The sequence below is a fragment of the Pseudoxanthomonas sp. 68-E7 genome, assembly GCF_057773145.1.
The window spans coordinates 204,340-222,311 of sequence record NZ_JBYMTI010000003.1 but is presented as its reverse complement, the minus strand read 5'-3'; the positions used below and the strand labels follow the sequence as shown (position 1 = coordinate 222,311).

Sequence of the window (17,972 nt, the reverse complement as noted above, 5' to 3'; positions counted from 1 at the left end):
CTCCGGGGAAGGAAATCAGGAAATCGGATCGTGCTGGCGCGCCAGCAGTGCGGCGCCGCGCGCGCCGCCGGCGTCGCCGAACACCGGCGGCAGGATCGGCGGCACCCGCACGCCGGTGAACAGGTGGGCCGAGATGGCGGCCGGCAGTTCGCGGTACAGGCGCTCGTCCTTGGACAGGCCGCCGCCGAGCACGATCACGTGCGGGTCCACCGCCAGGATCAGGCTGGCCAGCGCGTGGCCAAGCAGATCCCGATGCACATCGAGTGCCTGCATAGCGAGCGCATCGCCCTGGCCGGCGCGCGCGATGAGGGACGCGGCATCGATGTCGGCGCCGCCGAGATGGCGGTGGATCATCGCCAGCCCGCCACCGGAGACGTAGCGCTCCACGCAGCCGCGCAGGCCACAGGCGCAATCGATCACCGGCAGTCCGTGCTTCGCCAGCAGGTGCGCGGCGACGCTCCAATGGCCCCATTCACCGGCGATGCCGTTGTAGCCGCTCACCAGCCGGCCTTCGACGCAATAGCCGCCGCCCGCGCCGGTGCCGAGGATGGCGCCGAACATGCTCGGCTGGCCGTCGGCCGCGCCGCCGTGCGCTTCCGACAACGCGAAGCATTGCAGGTCGTTGCCGAAACGCAGGGGCCGGCCCAGCCGTTCCCGCAGATCGCGGCCGACGGTGCGTCCGGTCAGCGCAGGCACGTTGGCGCTGAGCTGCAGGCCGGTGGCGCGATCGACGACGCCGGGCAGGCCGATGCCCACCGCGCGGGCGGGCTGGCCGAGCAGGGCGTCGGTCCCGCGGATCAGGCCGACGATCGCGTCGAGGAAGGCCGCGTAGTCGTGCGGCGTATCGATGCGCTGGCGATGCCGCACCTCGAGCGTCGCGTCGCAGGCGATCAGTTCGATCTTGGTGCCGCCGATGTCGATGCCGTAGTCGAGCTGCATGGCGCGTTCCCGCTTTCAGCCGTGGCGATGGATGATCACGCCCTGCACGACCCGGTTGACGGTGCCGTCGGGGAAGGGATTGTCCGGGGTCAGATCGAGCGCGGCCGAACGGCGCAGGGCGTATCGCTGGGCGAGCGTCAGCCACACCGGCGCCAGCCAGGGATCCGGCAGCGCGGGCACCGCGAGGGTGAAGTCGCCCGGCGCGGCGGGTTCGCCGTCGACGCGCGGTCCCACCGAAATCACCCGGCCGGCGACGCCGTCGCGGCGCAGTTCGTCCAGCAGGTCCTGTTCGTAGCGACGGGCCACCGGCTGCGCGCTGCGCAGCACGACCACCAGCGTACCGGCATCCAGGGTGGACTTGGGCCCGTGGCGGAAACCGAGCGGCGTGTTGGCCAGCGCGAGCACGCGGCCGGCGGTCAGCTCCAGCAGCTTGAGCGCGCACTCGCGCGCGAGGCCTTCCAGCGGGCCGCTGCCCAGGTAGATCACGCGGGTGCCGCTGCCATTGGCCAGGAAGGTGCTTGCCTGTTCCCAGTCCGACAGCGCGCGCCGGCCGAGCGCGGCGACGGTATGCAACTGCTCCAGGCGCTGTTCCCAGGGCGCGCGATCGAACACCGCCAGCGCCGCCAGTTGCATGCAGGTCAGGCTGCTGGTCATCGCGAAGGCGCGATCACAGCTGGCCGGCGGCATCAGCAGGGTCAGGGTGTCGTCGCGATCGCGACCACGGCGTGCCAGCTCGCCTTCGCCATTGCAGGTGATGTCGAGGAAGCGGCTCAGCGCCACCTGTTCGCGCACCAGATCGACGGCGGCGATGCTTTCCGGGCTGGAACCGCTGCGCCCGAACGACACCAGCAGGGTGGGCCGCTCGCGCTCCAGGTACAGCGCCGGATGGGTCAGCAGGCTGGTGGTGTGCACGGCGCGCGCTTCCGCGGGCCATTGCGCGTTGATGGTGTCGGCGACCATTTCGGCGATGAAGCCGGAACTGCCGGCGCCGGTGAAGATCACGCGGTTGCCGGGCTGGCGCAGCCAGTCGCCGAGGAAGGCGTCGATGGCGGATTGCATGTCCGCCAGGGTTTCCGCCAGCGCATCCCATAACGCGGGCTGCTGCGCGATTTCTTCGGCGGTGTGTTGCCCGCCGAGGCGCTGCCAGGCGGACAAGTCGGAAAGCAGAGGAGCGTCCATTCATCGTTCCTGTTGGGCCTGCGCACGATCTGTGTTTTCTTTCGAAATGTCAAATATCGAAAGATATTGGAAAGTTTGACGTGATCGGCATTTTCCCACTTTCGGGAATCGAAATCGCCATGCGGGAGCGAATGGGCCCACCTGTTAAGCGTCCTGAAGGAGCCATTGCGAAAATGAATAGCGGGTTCTGAAAGTATTGCTTCGCAACAACTTTCGATATCAAGAAAATATCCTTCTTTTTTCTTTGCAATTTGTTGACATATTTCGAGACGCTGCCCTAGAGTCGGCCGCAATGGTTTCGTACTCCCGCTCCGGCGGGCTTGGGGAGCAAGTTGGAAACCCGCGTTTGGCATCGCTGCAACCGGTTCGTCGCCCTCGCCTGGCTGGCGCTGGCCGCGAGCGCGCCCGCGGTCGCCGAAAACATCGGCAACGTGCGCACGTTGCAGGCCGCGCCGTCCCGCGATGGCACCCCCGGCTGGGACATCACCACCGACAGCGGCGCGAAGTTGCGCGTGGATCTGCTGCGTGCCGACACCCTGCGCGTGCAGGCCGGACGCAAGGGCAGGCTGATGCCCGCCGGCGACAAGGCCGCGCCGATCGTGCTGCCGCAGGCGGGCGGCAACGTGGAGTTCGGCTTCGAGGAAGACGCGCAGGAAGCGCGCATCCGCACCGCCGCGCTGGTGCTGCATATCCAGCGCCAGCCGTTGCGCCTGTCGCTTGAACGCGTGGCCGGCGATCGGGTCACGCCACTGTGGCGCGAACTGCAGCCGCTGGATCTGGACGCGCAGCAGAGCGTGCAGGTGCTGTCCAGCGAAGCCGGCGAACATTTCTACGGCGGTGGGCAACAGAACGGACGTTTCGAGTTCAAGGGTCGTGAACTGGAAATCGCCTACTCCGGTGGCTGGGAGGAAGGCGACCGCCCCAGTCCCGCGCCGATGCTGCTGAGCTCGCGCGGCTGGGGCATGTTGCGCAACACCTGGAGCGACGGCAATTACGACCTGCGCCAGCCGGACCAGGCGACGCTGCTGCATCGCGAGGATCGCTTCGACGCGTATTACTTCGTCGGCGCCGGCCTGCACGAACTGCTGGACCGCTACACCGCGTTGACCGGTCGACCCGGCCTGCTGCCGCGCTGGGCGCTCTCCTACGGCGACGCCGATTGCTACAACGATGGCGACAACAAGAAGAAGCCCGGCACCGTGCCCGAGGGCTGGAGCGATGGTCCGACCGGCACCACCCCGGACGTCATCGACAGCGTCGCGCGCAAGTACCGCGAACATGACATGCCCGGCGGCTGGATCCTGCCCAACGACGGCTATGGCTGCGGCTACACCGATCTGCCCAAGGTCGTGCAGGGCCTGGCGCGCTACGGATTCAGGACCGGCCTATGGACCGAGAACGGCGTCGACAAGATCGCCTGGGAAGTCGGCAAGGCCGGCAGCCGCGTGCAGAAACTGGACGTGGCCTGGACCGGCAAGGGCTACCAGTTCGCGATGGACGCCAACCAGTCCGCCTACGACGGCATCCTCAACAACTCGGATTCGCGTCCGTTCCTGTGGACGGTGATGGGCTGGGCGGGCATCCAGCGTTACGCGGTGGCCTGGACCGGCGACCAGAGCGCCAGCTGGGATTACATCCGCTGGCACATCCCGACCCTGATTGGTTCGGGCCTGTCCGGCATGGCCTATGCCACCGGCGACGTCGACGCGATCTTCGGCGGCAGCGCCGAGACCTACACCCGCGATCTGCAGTGGAAGAGCTTCACGCCGGTGCTGATGGGCATGTCCGGCTGGTCGTCCGGCGCGCGCAAGCATCCGTGGTGGTTCGACGAACCCTACCGCAGCATCAACCGCGACTATCTCAAGCTGAAGATGCGGTTGACCCCGTACATGTACGGACTGGCGCGCGATGCGGAAACCAGCGGCGCGCCGATCGTGCGCGGCCTGATGTGGGATTACCCCACCGACCCGCAGGCGTGGACCGAGGCGCACAAGTACCAGTTCCTGCTCGGCCGGGAACTGCTGGTCGCGCCGGTGTACCGCAGCCAGGCCGCGAGCCGCGGCTGGCGCCGCGACATCCACCTGCCGCAGGGCCGCTGGATCGACTATTGGGACGGCCGCCAGATCCAGGCCGACGCGCAGGGCCGGCAAATCGATCGCCAGGTGGAACTGGCGACCCTGCCGGTATTCGTGCGCGCCGGCGCGATCCTGCCGATGTATCCGGCCATGCTGTTCGACGGCGAGAAGCCGTTGGACGAACTCACCCTGGATCTGTATCCGCAGGGCGAGTCGAGCTACACCCTGTACGAGGATGACGGCAACACGCGCCGCTACGCCAAGGGCGAATTCAGCGAGCAGATCATCCGCATGCAGGCGCCGGCGCAGGGCAGCGGCGAAGTGCGCGTCGCCGTCGAACCGGTGCGCGGCCAGTACGCCGGCCAGCTGCCGCAGCGCCGCTACGCGCTGCGCGTGCTGAGCCGCGCCAGGCCGAACGCGGTCGAACTGGACGGGCGCGCGCTGCCGGTGCTGGCCGATCGCGCCGCCTTCGACGCGGGCGCCGAAGGCTGGTACTTCGATGCGCAGGAGCGCCAGGGCACCGTGCACGTGCGCGGCGCGTCCACCGACATCCGTCGCGCGCTGGCGTTCCGGCTGGACATTCCGGTCGCGGCGGCGCCGGCCGACGACGCGTTCCCGGCCGCGCCGGAGCTGGGTCGCGCGCTGCCGGCGGACAGCCTGCTGGTGGTCGGTCGTCCCGCCGAGGAACCCGGCCATCCGCTGGAGAACGCCTTCGACGATGATCCCGCGACCTGGTTCCGCACCGTGCGCAACCAGGCCGTGCGCACCGGCGCGCACGAGTGGACGCTGGGCTTCGGCGAGCGCCGGCTGATCGACGGCGTCGAGCTGGCGCCGCGCACCGATCAGCACTGGAAGCATGGCCAGGTGCGCGATTACGAAATCTACCTGGCCGACAGCAACGGCGAATGGGGCGAACCGATCGCCCGTGGCCGCCTGAAGCTGGAGCAGGGCACCCAGACGATCAGTTTCGCGCCGCGTGCCGGCCGCCTGTTGCGTTTCCGCGTGCTGAGCACACAGAACCCCGACGGCGATGGCGCCGCCGGCAGCGATCCGATGGTGACCGCCGCGCAGGGCGCCACCGCGCGCGCGTTCGATGCCCTGCAGCCGCGCGAAGTCGGACCGATCACCCTGTCCACCTTCCGCGTGCTGGAACACCAGGACGCCGAGCGTCCGGCGCAGCAGCGCTATCTGTCCGAACTCGAACCGCCGGCCGGCATCGCGCGGGACCGCGCATTCGGCGGCCAGGTCGAAATGCGCATGAACGGCCTGCATTTCCGCCGCGGGCTGGGCGTGGGCGCGGACAGCCGCATCGATATCGAACTGAAGGGCGGTTGGCGCCTGCTGCGCGCCGACCTCGGCATCGATGACAGCTGCCGGGAAGCAGGCGGCATGCAATTCCAGGTCTGGGGCGACGACCGCCTGCTGTACGACAGCGGGATGGTGCGCGCGCCAGGCGTGGTCAAACCCGAACTCGACATCCGTGGCCTGCACCGCCTCAGCCTGCGCACCCTCGGCGCGCAGGGCGCGCGGCCGGCGCAGGTCTGCGGCAACTGGGCCAATGCTGTCCTGATGGGACAGGAGGGCGATATCGCCACCATTTCCCCGCCGTAACCCCGCTCCAGAAAAGTTTCACGCCATCTCCCCCGCCTTTGCTGCGGCCCGCCGGCCGTGGCCTGGGACCGCTGTTGCCTCACGCAAGCCCTTCCACCACAGCAGCGCCGCGCGCTGCACCCCCGAAACGAGGAGAGAACCCGATGTCGTCCGCAAGCCGCCGCCAACGCTGTATATCCATCACGCCCCTGGCCCTCGCGCTGGGCACGGCGCTCGCCATGGCCGCTCCGGTCTCGGCGCAGACCGCCGAGACGCCGAAGGAAGACGGCAAGGCCACCGAACTGGCCCGCATCGAGGTCACCGGTTCCAACATCAAGCGCACCGATGTCGAGACCGCCTCGCCGGTGCAGATCATCAGCCGCCAGGACATCGAGAACATGGGCGCCCGCACCCTGCTGCAGGTGCTGGACAACCTGCCGGCCGCGCGTCCGGCGCAGCAGGACTTCAAGTCGCTGTTCACCGGTTCGGATGGCGCCTCGCAGGCCAACCTGCGCGGCATGGGCGCGCAGGGCACGCTGGTGCTGCTCAATGGCCGCCGCCTGTCGTACTACGGCGCTCCGGCCGGCTTCCAGACCCAGTTCGTCAACATCGATGCGATTCCCGCCGCCGCGATCGAGCGGATGGAAGTGCTGACCGACGGCGCCTCGGCGGTGTACGGCACTGACGCGATCGCCGGCGTGATCAACGTCATCACCAAGAAGTCCTACCAGGGCCTCGAGGTCAACCTGACCACCGACAGTTCCTCGCGCATCACCAGCTACGGCGAGCACCAGGCCAGCATCACCGGCGGCTTCGGCAACCTCGACGAGGATCGCTACAACGTCTACGCCTCGCTGAACCTGTACCGCCGCGACCCGATTCCGCTGAGCGACTGGTACGACAAGAAGCCCGGCCAGTACTACGTCAACAACCCGAACTACATCAACAATTTCCGTTTCGGTACCGGCAGCGCGCCCGGAACGCTCAACCCCGGCAGCTACTTCGCCTTCGATCCGGTCACCGGCAGGCGCGTGCAGGAAGCCGCGCCGGGTTGCCAGAACGTGGTCATCGAAGCCGCGGGTCCCCGTTGCATCTGGCAGACCTGGATGAACAACGAGATCGACGCGGGCGCGAAGTCCGAGCGCATCACCGCCTACGTCAATGCCCACTTCCTGATCGGCGAGACCACCGAGGCTTTCGCCGAGGCGACCTACACCGACATCGACCTGCGCGCCAACGGCGGCACGCCGCGCGCGTTCGGCACCACCACCGGCAATCCGACCAGTTGGTTCGCCCGCAACACCGGCACCAACGTCAACCAGTTCTTCTATCCCTACCTGGGTCCGAACAATGTCTACAACCACGCCAGCCCCGAGCTGCGCGCGCTGATGGGCGGCGTGGTCGGCCTGCAATACCTGATGCAGGACGTCGGCAAGAACCACTTCGGGCAGCGCAACACCGACAAGAGCTATCGCGGCCTGGCCGGCCTGCGCGGCAGTTTCGGCGACTGGAACTGGGAAACCGCGTTCGCCACGGCCGGCACCCATTCAGTCACCTACCAGACCGTCAACGTCAACCTGGATGGTTTTGCCCGGGCCTTCGGTCCGTTCACCGTCGATCCGGGCACCGGTCGCGTGATCATCTCTGACAATCCGGCGTACAAGTTCGGTGAGATGAGCGAAGCCAATGCGAAGCTGCTGCGCGAGGCGTATCCAACCTTCGACATCCAGTCCTGGACGCGCCTGCATACCCTGGACGGCAAGGTCGAAGGCCCGCTGTTCAACCTGCCCGCCGGCGAAGTGCGCGCGGCCTTCGGCTTCAACGTCAGCCGCGAGACCTTCTATACGCCGGGCAACATCGACGCGGCCAACGGCAAGATCACCCAGCAGGGCGGTTCGTGGTTCGACGGCAGGCGCACCACCAGCGCGCTGTTCGCCGAAGTCGTCGCCCCGCTCACCGAGAAGCTGGAACTGGACGCGGCGCTGCGCGTGGACAAGTACCCGAACTTCGACGCCAACGTCGCGCCCAAGATCGGCCTGAAGTACCAGGCGCTGCCCACGGTGATGCTGCGGGGCACTTACTCGGAAGGCTTCCGTGCCCCGAGCCTGGCCGAGGCCGGCACCGGCGGCGTGTTCGCCCAGCTGGGTGGCTTCGAGGATGACGTCCGCTGCGACGAAACCAACGCGATCGCCAATCTGCTGCTGCAGTCGAATCGCCCGGGCGACGTGGATCTCGGCAATTCGCTGCTCAACGTGGATTGCAGCCGCACGGTGGCGCGCATGACCCAGCCGAACCAGAACCTGCAACCGGAAAAAGCCAAGATCGCCACCCTGGGCGTGGTGCTGGAGCCGTTCGACTGGCTGTCGGTGTCGGCCGATTACTGGTTCATCTACCGCCGCAACCAGATCGCCGCGCCGGACTACAGCAAGGAAACCGACATCGTGTCGATGACCCGCAATCCGATCACCGACAGCGACCGCGCCGCGGAAGCCGCGGTGGCCGCGATGTGCGCGGATCCGGCCAGCGGGGTGACCTGTCCGGGCACGCTGCCCACCTACAGCGTGGGCAACGTGGCCAGCGTGGTCGGCCAGTACAAGAACCAGGGCCGTACCCTGATCGACGGCTTCGACGTCGATGCGCGCGGCCATTTCCCGTTGGGTCAGTGGGGCGAGCTGAACGTCGGCGTGGCCGCGACCATCGCGCGCCGCAACGAGGCCTACCTGGACGATGAAACCCGCTGGTACTACGGCAACACGATCGGTTACTACGGCAACCCGCGTCTGCGCGCCACCTTGAACGCCGACTGGACCTACGGCGAGGTGACCACCAGCTTCTTCGTCAACTATGTCGGCAAGACCAAGTGGGCGTGGGACCGCGTCGATGCGCAGGACAATTCGCCGGAAACCTGCACCGCCGGATCGCTGCCGGTGGATCCGGACCACTGCGACGGCGTGCCGGCCTGGTGGACCGCCAACCTGGGCCTGTCCTGGCGGCCGGATGATCATTGGCATGCCGGCTTCACCATCAAGAACCTGTTCAATCGCATGCCGTTCTACGATCCGAACAGCTTCCTGGGTGATTCCAGCGACTACGCCAGCATTTTCGGCCGCAGCTACAGCTTCACCGTCGGCTACAAGTTCTGACATAGAATCCGCGCCGGTCCGCCGGCGCCTTGTCACAGGGAGTTACGCTGCAAATGAAACGTAGAGAGTTCATCCTCGCGGGAGCCGCGCTCGGCGCGGCCACCCTGCTGCCGACCACGCCGGCCTGGGCCAGCAAGCGCAGGATACGGCTGGGCATGATCGGCACCGGCATGCGTGGCCAGGTCCTGCTCAAGGAACTGCTGCGCCGCGAGGACGTCGAGGTCGTAGCGCTGTGCGACATCGAACCGATCATGCTCAAGCAGGCGCTGGACATGGCGGCCAAGGCCGGCAAGCCCGCGCCGAAGGCGTACGGGCAGGATGGCGACACGCACGCCTATCGCCGCCTGCTCCAGCAGCGCGGACTGGACGGCGTGATCATCGCCACGCCGTGGGAATGGCATGCGCCGATGGCCATCGAGGCGATGGAAGCCAAGGTGGCGGTCGGCTGCGAAGTCGTCGCCGGCGTCACCCTGCAGGATCACTGGGACGTGCTGGCCGCGCAGCAGCGCACCGGCACGTCCTACATGCTGCTGGAAAACGTGTGCTACCGCCGCGACGTGATGGCGGCGCTGCAGATGGTGCGGGCCGGCCTGTTCGGCGAACTGGTCCATCTGCAGGGTGGCTACCAGCACGATCTGCGCGCGGTGAAGTTCAACTCCGGCAATCCGGCCGAACCCTACGGCAGCGGCGTGGAGTTCGGTCCCAAGGGCTGGTCGGAGGCGCGCTGGCGCACCGAGCATTCGGTCCGCCGCAACGGCGAGCTGTATCCCAGCCACGGCATCGGCCCGTGCGCCATGTATACCGGCATCAACCGTGGCAACCGCTTCACCCACATCAACAGTTTCGCCACCAAGGCGCGCGGTCTGCACGAGTACACCGTGGCCAGGAGCGGCGGCACCACCCATCCCAGCACGCAGGTGAAATTCAAGCTGGGCGACGTGGTCACCACCACCCTGGCCTGCGAGAACGGCGAGACCATCATCCTGCAGCACGACACTTCGCTGCCGCGCCCGTATTCGCTCGGTTTCCGGGTGCAGGGAACCAAGGGCCTGTGGATGGATCTCAACCAGTCCATCCACATCGAGGGCCGCAGCCCGGGGCACAAGTGGGAACCGTTCCAGGCCTACCAGGACGAGTTCGATCACCCGCTGTGGCGCAAGTACGCGCAGGATGCGGAAGGCGCCGGCCACGGCGGCATGGACTACTTCGTCATCCACGCCTTCGTCGAGGCGGTGAAGGCCGAGGCGCCGATGCCGATCGACATCTACGACGCGCTGGCGTGGAGCGCGATCACGCCGTTGTCGGAACAGTCCATCGCCGAGGGCTTCAAGACCCTGGAGTTCCCGGATTTCACCCAGGGCTTGTGGAAATCGCGCAAGCCCATCTTCGCGTTCGACGCCCGCTATTGATCTTGCAGCGCCGGGTTCGCCTAGCTCCCGCCCATCCTCTCTCCACGGAGTCGGGCCGGCCCGGCGCTGCGAACCGCGCGGATTAGCGGAAGCGTCGCGCGTAGCCCAGGTAGATCTGCAGATCCGGGCTGTCGTCATCGAGTCCGGCGTTGACGCCCGCGTCCCATTGGGCGTCTTCGTCCGGCTGCCAGCCGAACGAAAGGCCGGCCAGCGCCTGCGTGCCGTGGCCCGTGGGATCGCGATCGCGCGACAGCGAAACCTCGAACGAACCCGACACCGCATCGGACACATTGAATCCCAGCCCCGCCACCGAACCGTAGGCCAGGTGCCGGCCATCGCCGTCGCTGTCGACGGCCGCTTCGATGTTCGGAGTCAGGCCCAGCGATACGGCGCCCAGCTCGATGCTCATGGGCAGGTTGATGCCCGCGCTCCAATCGTCCGCACCGACCGGCGCGCGGCCCGTGGGCAGGCTCACGTAGGGCATCAGCGCCAGCGAGACGCCGCTGCCGTCGGGATGGCGCAGGTTGCGGCGCAGGGCGAGGCTCACATCGCCGAAGCGCGATGCGCGCGTGGTCGTCGCTGAAACCGTGTCGCGCTCGCGCACGCGGCCGTAGGCGGTCCAGCCCACCTGCGCTTCCAGCGTGTCGGTCAGGCCGAAGCGCAGCAGGGCATCGCCGAACAGGAACTGCTCCGCGCGCAGGCCGGGCGCATCGTCGCCTGTCCAGTCGGCCAGGCCGACTTCCAGCACCGTCGCGCCGCGCTCCACCGTGCAGGCCGGGGTGCCCAGGCCCGGACGGTCGGGACACAGATCGCGCGGTTCCGCGGCAGGCGCGGACGCCGAGGCCAGCCATGCGGCGGCGAAAAGCAGACCACGCATCCTTCTCTCCCTCGATCCCGTTCCTGGCATTGAACCGGGGCCGGTGGCGGGAATCAATGCCGCGCGCGGGCGTGCGTCAGTCGTCGTCGCCGTCGGGTAGCGGTGATGCGGGAGCGCCGGGAGTGAACGTCCCTGGTTGGACATAGGCGGCGAAAACGATGTCGATGACTTCGGCGCCATCGCGCATCAGATCGAACAGTTCCGGTTCCAGCATGGCGCTGTACAGCACGCCGGACAGGCTGGCGTGCAGGATCCGCGATGCGATCGCCACGTCGGCATGCTCGCGCAACTGGCCCAGATCCCGCGCGCGCTGGAAGGCCAGGGCGATGATGTCCAGCTCCTCGCGGGTGCTGTCGCGCTGCAATTCCTGCATCGCCTGGCTTTCGGCCGACAGATCGTTGCGCAGCATGATCTCCATCATGTTGCGCAGGCGTTCGTCGTCGGCCAGTTCCTGGAACGACACCAGCAGCGCCGAGCGCAGGTCGATCACCGGCGTGCTGCGCTTGGTGGACGAGGTCCGGCGCAGTCGCTGGATGAAGGGGATGCGGTCGCGGTTGATCAGCGCCTCGAGCACCTCGGTCTTGTTCTTGAAGTGCCAGTAGACAGCGCCGCGGGTGTAGCCGGCACGCGCCCCGATCATCGCCAGGGTGGTGCCGACGACCCCGTGTTCATGGAAACAGGCCTGGGCCGCGTCGAGGATGCCCTCCCGCGTGGCCTGCGCCTCTTCTTTGGTTTTTCTGGCCATCTGCCTTGCGCATTCGCTGGGTGAAACCGGGCTGAATTGTACCGGTTTGCAAACAAACATTCATGCATGTATATTTCGCGTCCCGTTGCTTTCCAGTTGCCGGCCGGCACCTTTCTGGCTGCTGCCCAGGCTGGTTTTTATCTTCTTTTTGGCGGCTATTCACCCATCTTTCCGGGCAGTTTGCCGCCAATCGATACCGAACTTCCTTTTCGAACCCACCCCACCGCCATGTCCCGAACCTCCCTTCCCCTCCTCGCCCTGTCCCTGGCGATCGGCCTGACCCTGTCCGCCTGCGGCGGCGGTGAACCGGAGGCGCCGCAGGGCGGCCCCGGCCAAGTCACCGTGACCACCCTCAAGACCGAACAGGTGGGCCTGACCCGCGAATTGCCGGGCCGCACCAACGCCTTCCTGGTCGCCGAGGTACGCCCGCAGGTCAACGGCATCGTTGCCCGCCGATTGTTCACCGAAGGCGGCGAGGTCAAGGCGGGACAACCGCTGTACCAGCTCGACGACGCCAGCTATCGCGCCCAGGCCAACACGGCCCGCGCCCAGCTGGCGCGCGCCGAGGCCACCGCCCACGCCGCGCGCCTGAGTGCCCGCCGCATCAGCGAGCTGGCGAAGATCGATGCGGTCAGCCAGCAGGATCTGGAGAACGCGGTCGCCGCGCAGAAGCAGGCCGAAGCCGATGTCGGCGCCGCCCGCGCTTCGCTGGACGTGGCCAATGTCACCCTCGGTTACGCGCGCATCACCGCGCCGATCAGCGGGCGCATCGGCAAGTCCACGGTCACCCAGGGCGCGCTGGTCAACGCCGGCCAGGCCGAAGCGCTGGCGACGGTGCAGCAACTGGATCCGATCTACGTCGACCTGAGCCAGTCGTCCGCCGAACTGCTGCAACTGCGACGCGAGCTGACATCCGGACGGTTGCAGGACAACCAGCAGCTGCCGGTGAGCATCCTGCTCGAGGACGGCAGCACCTTCGAGCACAAGGGCACGCTGGAGTTCTCCGAGGTCAGCGTCGATCCCGGCACCGGCAGCTTCGGCCTGCGGGTGAAGGTCGACAATCCCGAGGGCGTGCTGATGCCGGGCATGTACGTGCGCGCGGTGATCGGCGGCGGCGTGCGCGGCAACGCGCTGCTGGTACCAATGCAGGGCATCGCCCGGGATCCGAAGGGCGACACCAGCGCGATGGTGGTCGGCAAGGACGGCAAGGTCGAAGTGCGGCCGGTCAAGGTCAGCCGCGCGCTGGGCGACAAGTGGCTGGTCGAGGAGGGCCTGAAGGCCGGCGACAAGGTCATCGTCGAAGGCCTGCAGAAGATCGGTCCCGGCATGCCGGTACAGGCCACCGAACTGGGTGCCAAGCCCGCGCGGACCGCCGCCACCTCCGCGGCGCCGGTCGCCGCCCCCGGCGCGCGGTAAGCGGAGAATCCCATGGCACGCTTCTTCATCGACCGACCCATCTTCGCGTGGGTCATCGCCATCATCATCATGCTCGCCGGCGGCCTGGCCCTGTTCAAGCTGCCGGTCTCCATGTACCCCAACGTCGCGCCGCCGGCGGTGGAAATCAGCGCGACCTATCCCGGCGCCTCGGCCAAGGTGGTCGAGGATTCGGTGACCCAGATCATCGAGCAAAACATGAAGGGCCTGGACGGGCTGATCTACTTTTCGTCCAACAGCTCCTCCAACGGCATGGCCACCATCACCCTGACCTTCGAGAGCGGGACCAATCCCGACATCGCGCAGGTACAGGTGCAGAACAAGCTGCAACTGGCGATGCCGCTGCTGCCGCAGGAAGTGCAGCGGCAGGGCATCAACGTGGCCAAGTCCAGTTCCGGCTTCCTCAACGTGCTCGCGTTCGTGTCCGAGGATGGCAGCATGGACGAGAACGACATCTCCGACTACGTCGGTTCCAATGTCGTGGACCAGCTCAGCCGCGTGCCCGGCGTCGGCAACATCCAGGTGTTCGGTGGCAAGTACGCCATGCGCATCTGGCTGGATCCGAACAAGCTGCACACCTACCACCTCTCGGTGCCGGAAGTGGTGGCCGCGATCCAGGCGCAGAACGCACAGGTTGCGATCGGCCAGCTCGGCGGCGCGCCGGCGGTGAAGGGCCAGCAGCTCAACGCCACCATCAACGCCCAGTCGCGCCTGCAGACCCCCGAGCAGTTCCGCGACATCGTCGTGCGCAGCGGCCAGGACGGCTCGGAACTGCGGTTGAGCGACGTGGCCCGGGTCGAACTGGGCGCTGAGTCCTACGACTTCGTCACCCGCTACAACGGCCAGCCGGCCAGCGGCCTGGCCATCACCCTGGCCACCGGCGCCAACGCGCTGGACACCGCCGCCGGCGTGCAGAAGACCCTGGACGAGCTGACGCCGTTCTTCCCGGCCGGCCTGAAGGCCGAGACGCCCTACGACACCACGCCGTTCGTGCGGGTGTCGATCAAGGGCGTGGTGAAGACCCTGCTCGAGGCGATCGTGCTGGTGTTCGTGGTGATGTACCTGTTCCTGCAGAACTTCCGCGCCACCCTGATCCCGACCATCGCCGTGCCGGTGGTCCTGCTGGGCACCTTCGGCGTGCTGGCCGCGCTGGGCTTCTCGGTGAACATGCTGACGATGTTCGCGATGGTGCTGGCGATCGGCCTGCTGGTGGACGACGCCATCGTGGTCGTGGAGAACGTAGAGCGGATCATGTCCGAGGAAGGACTGTCGCCGCTGGAGGCCACCCGCAAGTCGATGGGCCAGATCACCGGCGCGCTGGTCGGCATCGGCCTGGTGCTGTCGGCGGTGTTCGTGCCGATGGCGTTCATGAGCGGCTCCACCGGCGTGATCTACCGCCAGTTCTCCGCCACGATCGTTTCCGCGATGGCGCTGTCGGTGCTGGTCGCGATCGTACTGACCCCGGCGCTGTGCGCGACCCTGCTCAAGCCGCTGAAGAAGGGCGAGCACCATGTCGCCCATCGCGGCCCGGCCGGGCGCTTCTTCAACGCCTTCAACCGCGGCTTCGACCGCTCCAGCGAAAGCTACCAGCGCGGCGTGCGCGGCATCCTCGCCCGGCCGTGGCGCTTCATGGGCATCGTGCTGGGCATGTTCGTGCTGATGGGCGTGCTGTTCGTGCGCCTGCCCAGCGCGTTCCTGCCCAACGAGGACCAGGGCGTGCTGATGGCGCTGGTGCAGGCGCCGGTCGGCGCCACCCAGGAGCGCACCCTGACGTCGATCCGGGCGCTGGAGAACCACTTCCTGGAAAACGAGAAGGGCGCGGTGGAATCGGTGTTCTCGGTGCAGGGCTTCAGCTTCGCCGGCATGGGCCAGAACGCGGGCATGGCCTTCGTCAAGCTCAAGGACTGGGGCGCGCGTGGCGAGGAGGATGGCGTGATGCCGGTGACCGGGCGCGCGATGGCCGCGCTCGGCGGCATCAAGGACGCCTTCATCTTCGCGTTCCCGCCGCCGGCGATTCCTGAACTGGGCAACGCTTCGGGCTACACCTTCTTCCTGAAGGACAACGGCGGCCAGGGCCACGAGGCGCTGCTGGCCGCGCGTAACCAGCTGCTGGGCATGGCCGCCGAAAGCGGCAAGCTTGCCAACGTGCGTCCCAACGGACAGGAAGACACCCCGCAGTTCCGCATCGACGTCGACGTCGCCAAGGCCAGCGCGCAGGGCCTGTCGATGGACCAGATCAACAGCACCCTCGCCACCGCCTGGGGCAGCCAGTACATCGACGACTTCGTCGATCGCGGCCGGGTCAAGCGCGTGTTCGTGCAGGCCGACCAGCCGTTCCGCATGGTGCCGGAGGATTTCGATCTGTGGTCGGTGAAGAACGCCGAGGGCATGATGGTGCCCTTCAGCGCCTTCGCCTCCAAGCACTGGGACTACGGCTCGCCGCGCCTGGAACGCTACAACGGCGTGTCGGCGATGGAGATCCAGGGCGAACCGGCGCCGGGCGTGGCATCCGGCGACGCGATGGCCGAAATCGAGCGCCTGGCCGCGCAGTTGCCCCCGGGCTTCGGCATCGAGTGGACCGCGCTGTCCTACCAGGAACGCCAGGCCGGCGCGCAGACGCCGCTGCTGTACACGTTGTCACTGCTGATCGTGTTCCTCTGCCTGGCCGCGATGTACGAGAGCTGGAGCGTGCCGACCGCGGTGCTGCTGGTCGCGCCGCTGGGCATCCTCGGCGCGGTGCTCGCCAACACCTTCCGAGGCATGGAGCGCGATGTCTATTTCCAGGTGGCGATGCTGACCACGGTGGGCCTGACCAGCAAGAACGCGATCCTGATCGTGGAGTTCGCCAAGGAAAACCTGGAGAAGGGCGCGGGACTGATCGAGGCGACCATGAACGCGGTCCGCGATCGCCTGCGCCCGATCATCATGACCTCGCTGGCATTCGGCCTGGGCGTGCTGCCGCTGGCGATCGCCTCCGGCGCGGGCTCCGGCGCCCAGCGGGCGATCGGCACCGGCGTGCTCGGCGGCATGATCGTCGGCACCGTGCTGGGCGTGTTCTTCGTGCCGCTGTTCTTCGTGGTGGTGCAGCGCGTCTTCAGCCGCAGGAAGCGTGCCGGGGATGTCGAGCGCACCGAGGACGCGGAGCACGCGGATAATCCGGGAGAAACCCATGCATAAGCCTTCGACCGCCGGCCTGGCGCTGGCGATGACGCTGGTACTGTCCGGTTGCGCGACGCTTGCGCCGCGCGGCAGCGAAGTGGCGCCGTCGATTCCCTCGCAATGGTCGGCGGCACGGGCGACCGGCGAGGCCGGGGATACGCCCGTCGTGGCGGATGTCGCCAACATCGGCTGGCGCGAGTTCTTTCCGGATCCGCGCCTGCAGGCCCTGATCACCCAGTCGCTGGACAACAACCGCGATCTGCGCGTGGCGGCGCTGAATGTGGTGCGCGCCCGCGCGCAGTACCGCATCCAGCGGGCCGATCGGGTGCCGTCGTTCAACGTGCAGGGCCAGATGACCCGCAGCGGTGGCGATGCTCCGGTCAGTGAACAGTACGGCGCGAACCTGGGCGTGGCCGACTTCGAACTGGATCTATTCGGCCGCGTGCGCAACCTGGGCGAAGCGGCGTTGCAGCAGTACTTCGCCGAGACCGCGAACCGGCGCAGCGCACAGTTGTCGCTGGTGGCCGAGGTCGCCAACGCCTGGCTGACGCTGGGCGCGGATCGGGAGCAGCTGCAGGTCGCCCGGGCCACCCTGGCGGCGCACGAGGATTCGCTGCGCCTGATCGAGGCGCGTCATCAGCGTGGCGCCGCATCCGCGCTCGACGCCAGCCAGGCCCGCACCCTGGTCGAGACCGCGCGCACCGACGTGGCCCGGTTCACCGGCCAGGTGGCGCAGGATCGCAATGCGCTGTTGCTGCTGGCGGGCGGGCCGATCGATGAGGATCTGTTGCCGCAGGACAATCTCGCCGACATCGCCGCGTTAAGGCCGCTGCCCGCCGGCCTGCCGGGTGACGTGCTGCTGCGGCGCCCGGACGTGATGGCCGCCGAGCACGTCCTGCTGTCGGCCAACGCCAACGTCGGCGCCGCGCGCGCGGCGTTCTTCCCCTCCATCCAGCTGACCGGATCCATCGGCTCGGCGTCACCGGAGCTTTCCGGCCTGTTCGACAGCGGCACCCGCGTCTGGAGCTTCATGCCCCGGATCACCCTGCCGATCTTCCAGGGTGGGCGCCTGCGCGCCAACCTGGGCATGGCCACCGCGGATCAGGACATCGCCTTGGCCCGGTACGAGAAGGCGATCCAGTCGGGTTTTCGCGAAGTCGCCGACGCGCTTGCGCTCAACGACAGCCTGGACGGACAACTGGCTTCGCAACGCGCGCTGGTGGCCGCCACCGAGCAGGCCGAACGCCTGTCGCAGGCGCGCTACGACGCCGGCCTGGACAGCTTCCTCACCCTGCTCGATGCGCGCCGCGCCGCCTACGGCGCCCGCCAGTCACTGGTGAGCACGCGGCTGGCGCAGCAGTCCAACCAGGTCGCGCTGTACAAGGTGTTGGGTGGCGGCTGGCGCGAGGGCGGTTGAATGCG

10 protein-coding genes are annotated in these 17,972 nt (G+C 67.8%); 6 read left to right on the top strand and 4 right to left on the bottom strand.

Translation table 11 applies throughout. The features are described 5' to 3' along the window. Window positions 1–15 precede the first annotated feature (15 nt). Complete coding sequence (locus AC3DE2_RS09070; protein WP_488425923.1) at window positions 16–939, bottom strand: ROK family protein; 924 nt, start codon at window positions 937–939, stop codon at window positions 16–18. Between the two features lie 15 nt (window positions 940–954). Further along, window positions 955–2,118 carry an SIS domain-containing protein gene (locus tag AC3DE2_RS09065; protein ID WP_295381310.1) on the bottom strand — a complete coding sequence of 388 codons (1,164 nt, stop codon included), beginning with the start codon at window positions 2,116–2,118 and terminating at the stop codon, window positions 955–957. Window positions 2,119–2,501: 383 nt separating this feature from the next. Between AC3DE2_RS09065 and AC3DE2_RS09060 the strand changes: the two genes are divergently transcribed. The 3 genes from AC3DE2_RS09060 (at window position 2,502) to AC3DE2_RS09050 (ending at window position 10,335) form a co-directional block, all read left to right on the top strand. Then, the gene (locus tag AC3DE2_RS09060; protein ID WP_488426143.1) at window positions 2,502–5,804 is read left to right on the top strand and encodes a TIM-barrel domain-containing protein; all 3,303 of its coding nucleotides are present in this window, start codon (window positions 2,502–2,504) and stop codon (window positions 5,802–5,804) included. Between the two features lie 143 nt (window positions 5,805–5,947). Continuing rightward, complete coding sequence (locus tag AC3DE2_RS09055) at window positions 5,948–8,926, top strand: TonB-dependent receptor plug domain-containing protein (RefSeq protein ID WP_295381306.1); 2,979 nt, start codon at window positions 5,948–5,950, stop codon at window positions 8,924–8,926. Between the two features lie 53 nt (window positions 8,927–8,979). Then, complete coding sequence (locus tag AC3DE2_RS09050) at window positions 8,980–10,335, top strand: Gfo/Idh/MocA family protein (protein ID WP_488425920.1); 1,356 nt, start codon at window positions 8,980–8,982, stop codon at window positions 10,333–10,335. A gap of 82 nt (window positions 10,336–10,417) precedes the next feature. On the opposite strand, the gene AC3DE2_RS09045 is transcribed toward AC3DE2_RS09050, so the two are convergent. Next, window positions 10,418–11,212, bottom strand: coding sequence for a transporter (locus AC3DE2_RS09045; RefSeq protein ID WP_488425918.1), 795 nt, complete (start codon window positions 11,210–11,212; stop codon window positions 10,418–10,420). Window positions 11,213–11,288: 76 nt separating this feature from the next. Further along, window positions 11,289–11,957 (bottom strand): TetR family transcriptional regulator, encoded by a 669-nt coding sequence (locus tag AC3DE2_RS09040; protein ID WP_488425917.1) that lies wholly within the window; start codon window positions 11,955–11,957, stop codon window positions 11,289–11,291. A 228-nt stretch (window positions 11,958–12,185) separates the two neighbouring features. On the opposite strand from AC3DE2_RS09040, the gene smeD reads away from it, so the two are divergent. Genes smeD through AC3DE2_RS09025 form a run of 3 tightly spaced genes read left to right on the top strand, consistent with a single transcriptional unit; the run spans window position 12,186 to window position 17,967 of the window. Further along, complete coding sequence (gene smeD / locus AC3DE2_RS09035) at window positions 12,186–13,373, top strand: multidrug efflux RND transporter periplasmic adaptor subunit SmeD (protein WP_488425915.1); 1,188 nt, start codon at window positions 12,186–12,188, stop codon at window positions 13,371–13,373. Between the two features lie 12 nt (window positions 13,374–13,385). Further along, window positions 13,386–16,568, top strand: a complete 3,183-nt coding sequence (gene smeE / locus AC3DE2_RS09030; RefSeq protein WP_488425914.1) for a multidrug efflux RND transporter permease subunit SmeE — start codon at window positions 13,386–13,388, stop codon at window positions 16,566–16,568. Next, complete coding sequence (locus AC3DE2_RS09025) at window positions 16,561–17,967, top strand: efflux transporter outer membrane subunit (RefSeq protein WP_488425912.1); 1,407 nt, start codon at window positions 16,561–16,563, stop codon at window positions 17,965–17,967. Before smeE ends, AC3DE2_RS09025 begins: the two co-directional genes overlap by 8 nt. The last annotated feature ends 5 nt before the right edge of the window (window positions 17,968–17,972 follow it).

What these genes read in the sequence shown, in the direction of transcription:
- AC3DE2_RS09025 (WP_488425912.1), top strand. Translation starts at nt 16,561, where the DNA reads ATGCATAAGCCTTCGACCGCCGGCCTGGCGCTGGCGATGACGCTGGTA.
- smeD (WP_488425915.1), top strand. Translation starts at nt 12,186, where the DNA reads ATGTCCCGAACCTCCCTTCCCCTCCTCGCCCTGTCCCTGGCGATCGGC.
- smeE (WP_488425914.1), top strand. Translation starts at nt 13,386, where the DNA reads ATGGCACGCTTCTTCATCGACCGACCCATCTTCGCGTGGGTCATCGCC.
- AC3DE2_RS09045 (WP_488425918.1), bottom strand. Translation starts at nt 11,212, where the DNA reads ATGCGTGGTCTGCTTTTCGCCGCCGCATGGCTGGCCTCGGCGTCCGCG.
- AC3DE2_RS09055 (WP_295381306.1), top strand. Translation starts at nt 5,948, where the DNA reads ATGTCGTCCGCAAGCCGCCGCCAACGCTGTATATCCATCACGCCCCTG.
- AC3DE2_RS09065 (WP_295381310.1), bottom strand. Translation starts at nt 2,118, where the DNA reads ATGGACGCTCCTCTGCTTTCCGACTTGTCCGCCTGGCAGCGCCTCGGC.
- AC3DE2_RS09040 (WP_488425917.1), bottom strand. Translation starts at nt 11,957, where the DNA reads ATGGCCAGAAAAACCAAAGAAGAGGCGCAGGCCACGCGGGAGGGCATC.
- AC3DE2_RS09050 (WP_488425920.1), top strand. Translation starts at nt 8,980, where the DNA reads ATGAAACGTAGAGAGTTCATCCTCGCGGGAGCCGCGCTCGGCGCGGCC.
- AC3DE2_RS09070 (WP_488425923.1), bottom strand. Translation starts at nt 939, where the DNA reads ATGCAGCTCGACTACGGCATCGACATCGGCGGCACCAAGATCGAACTG.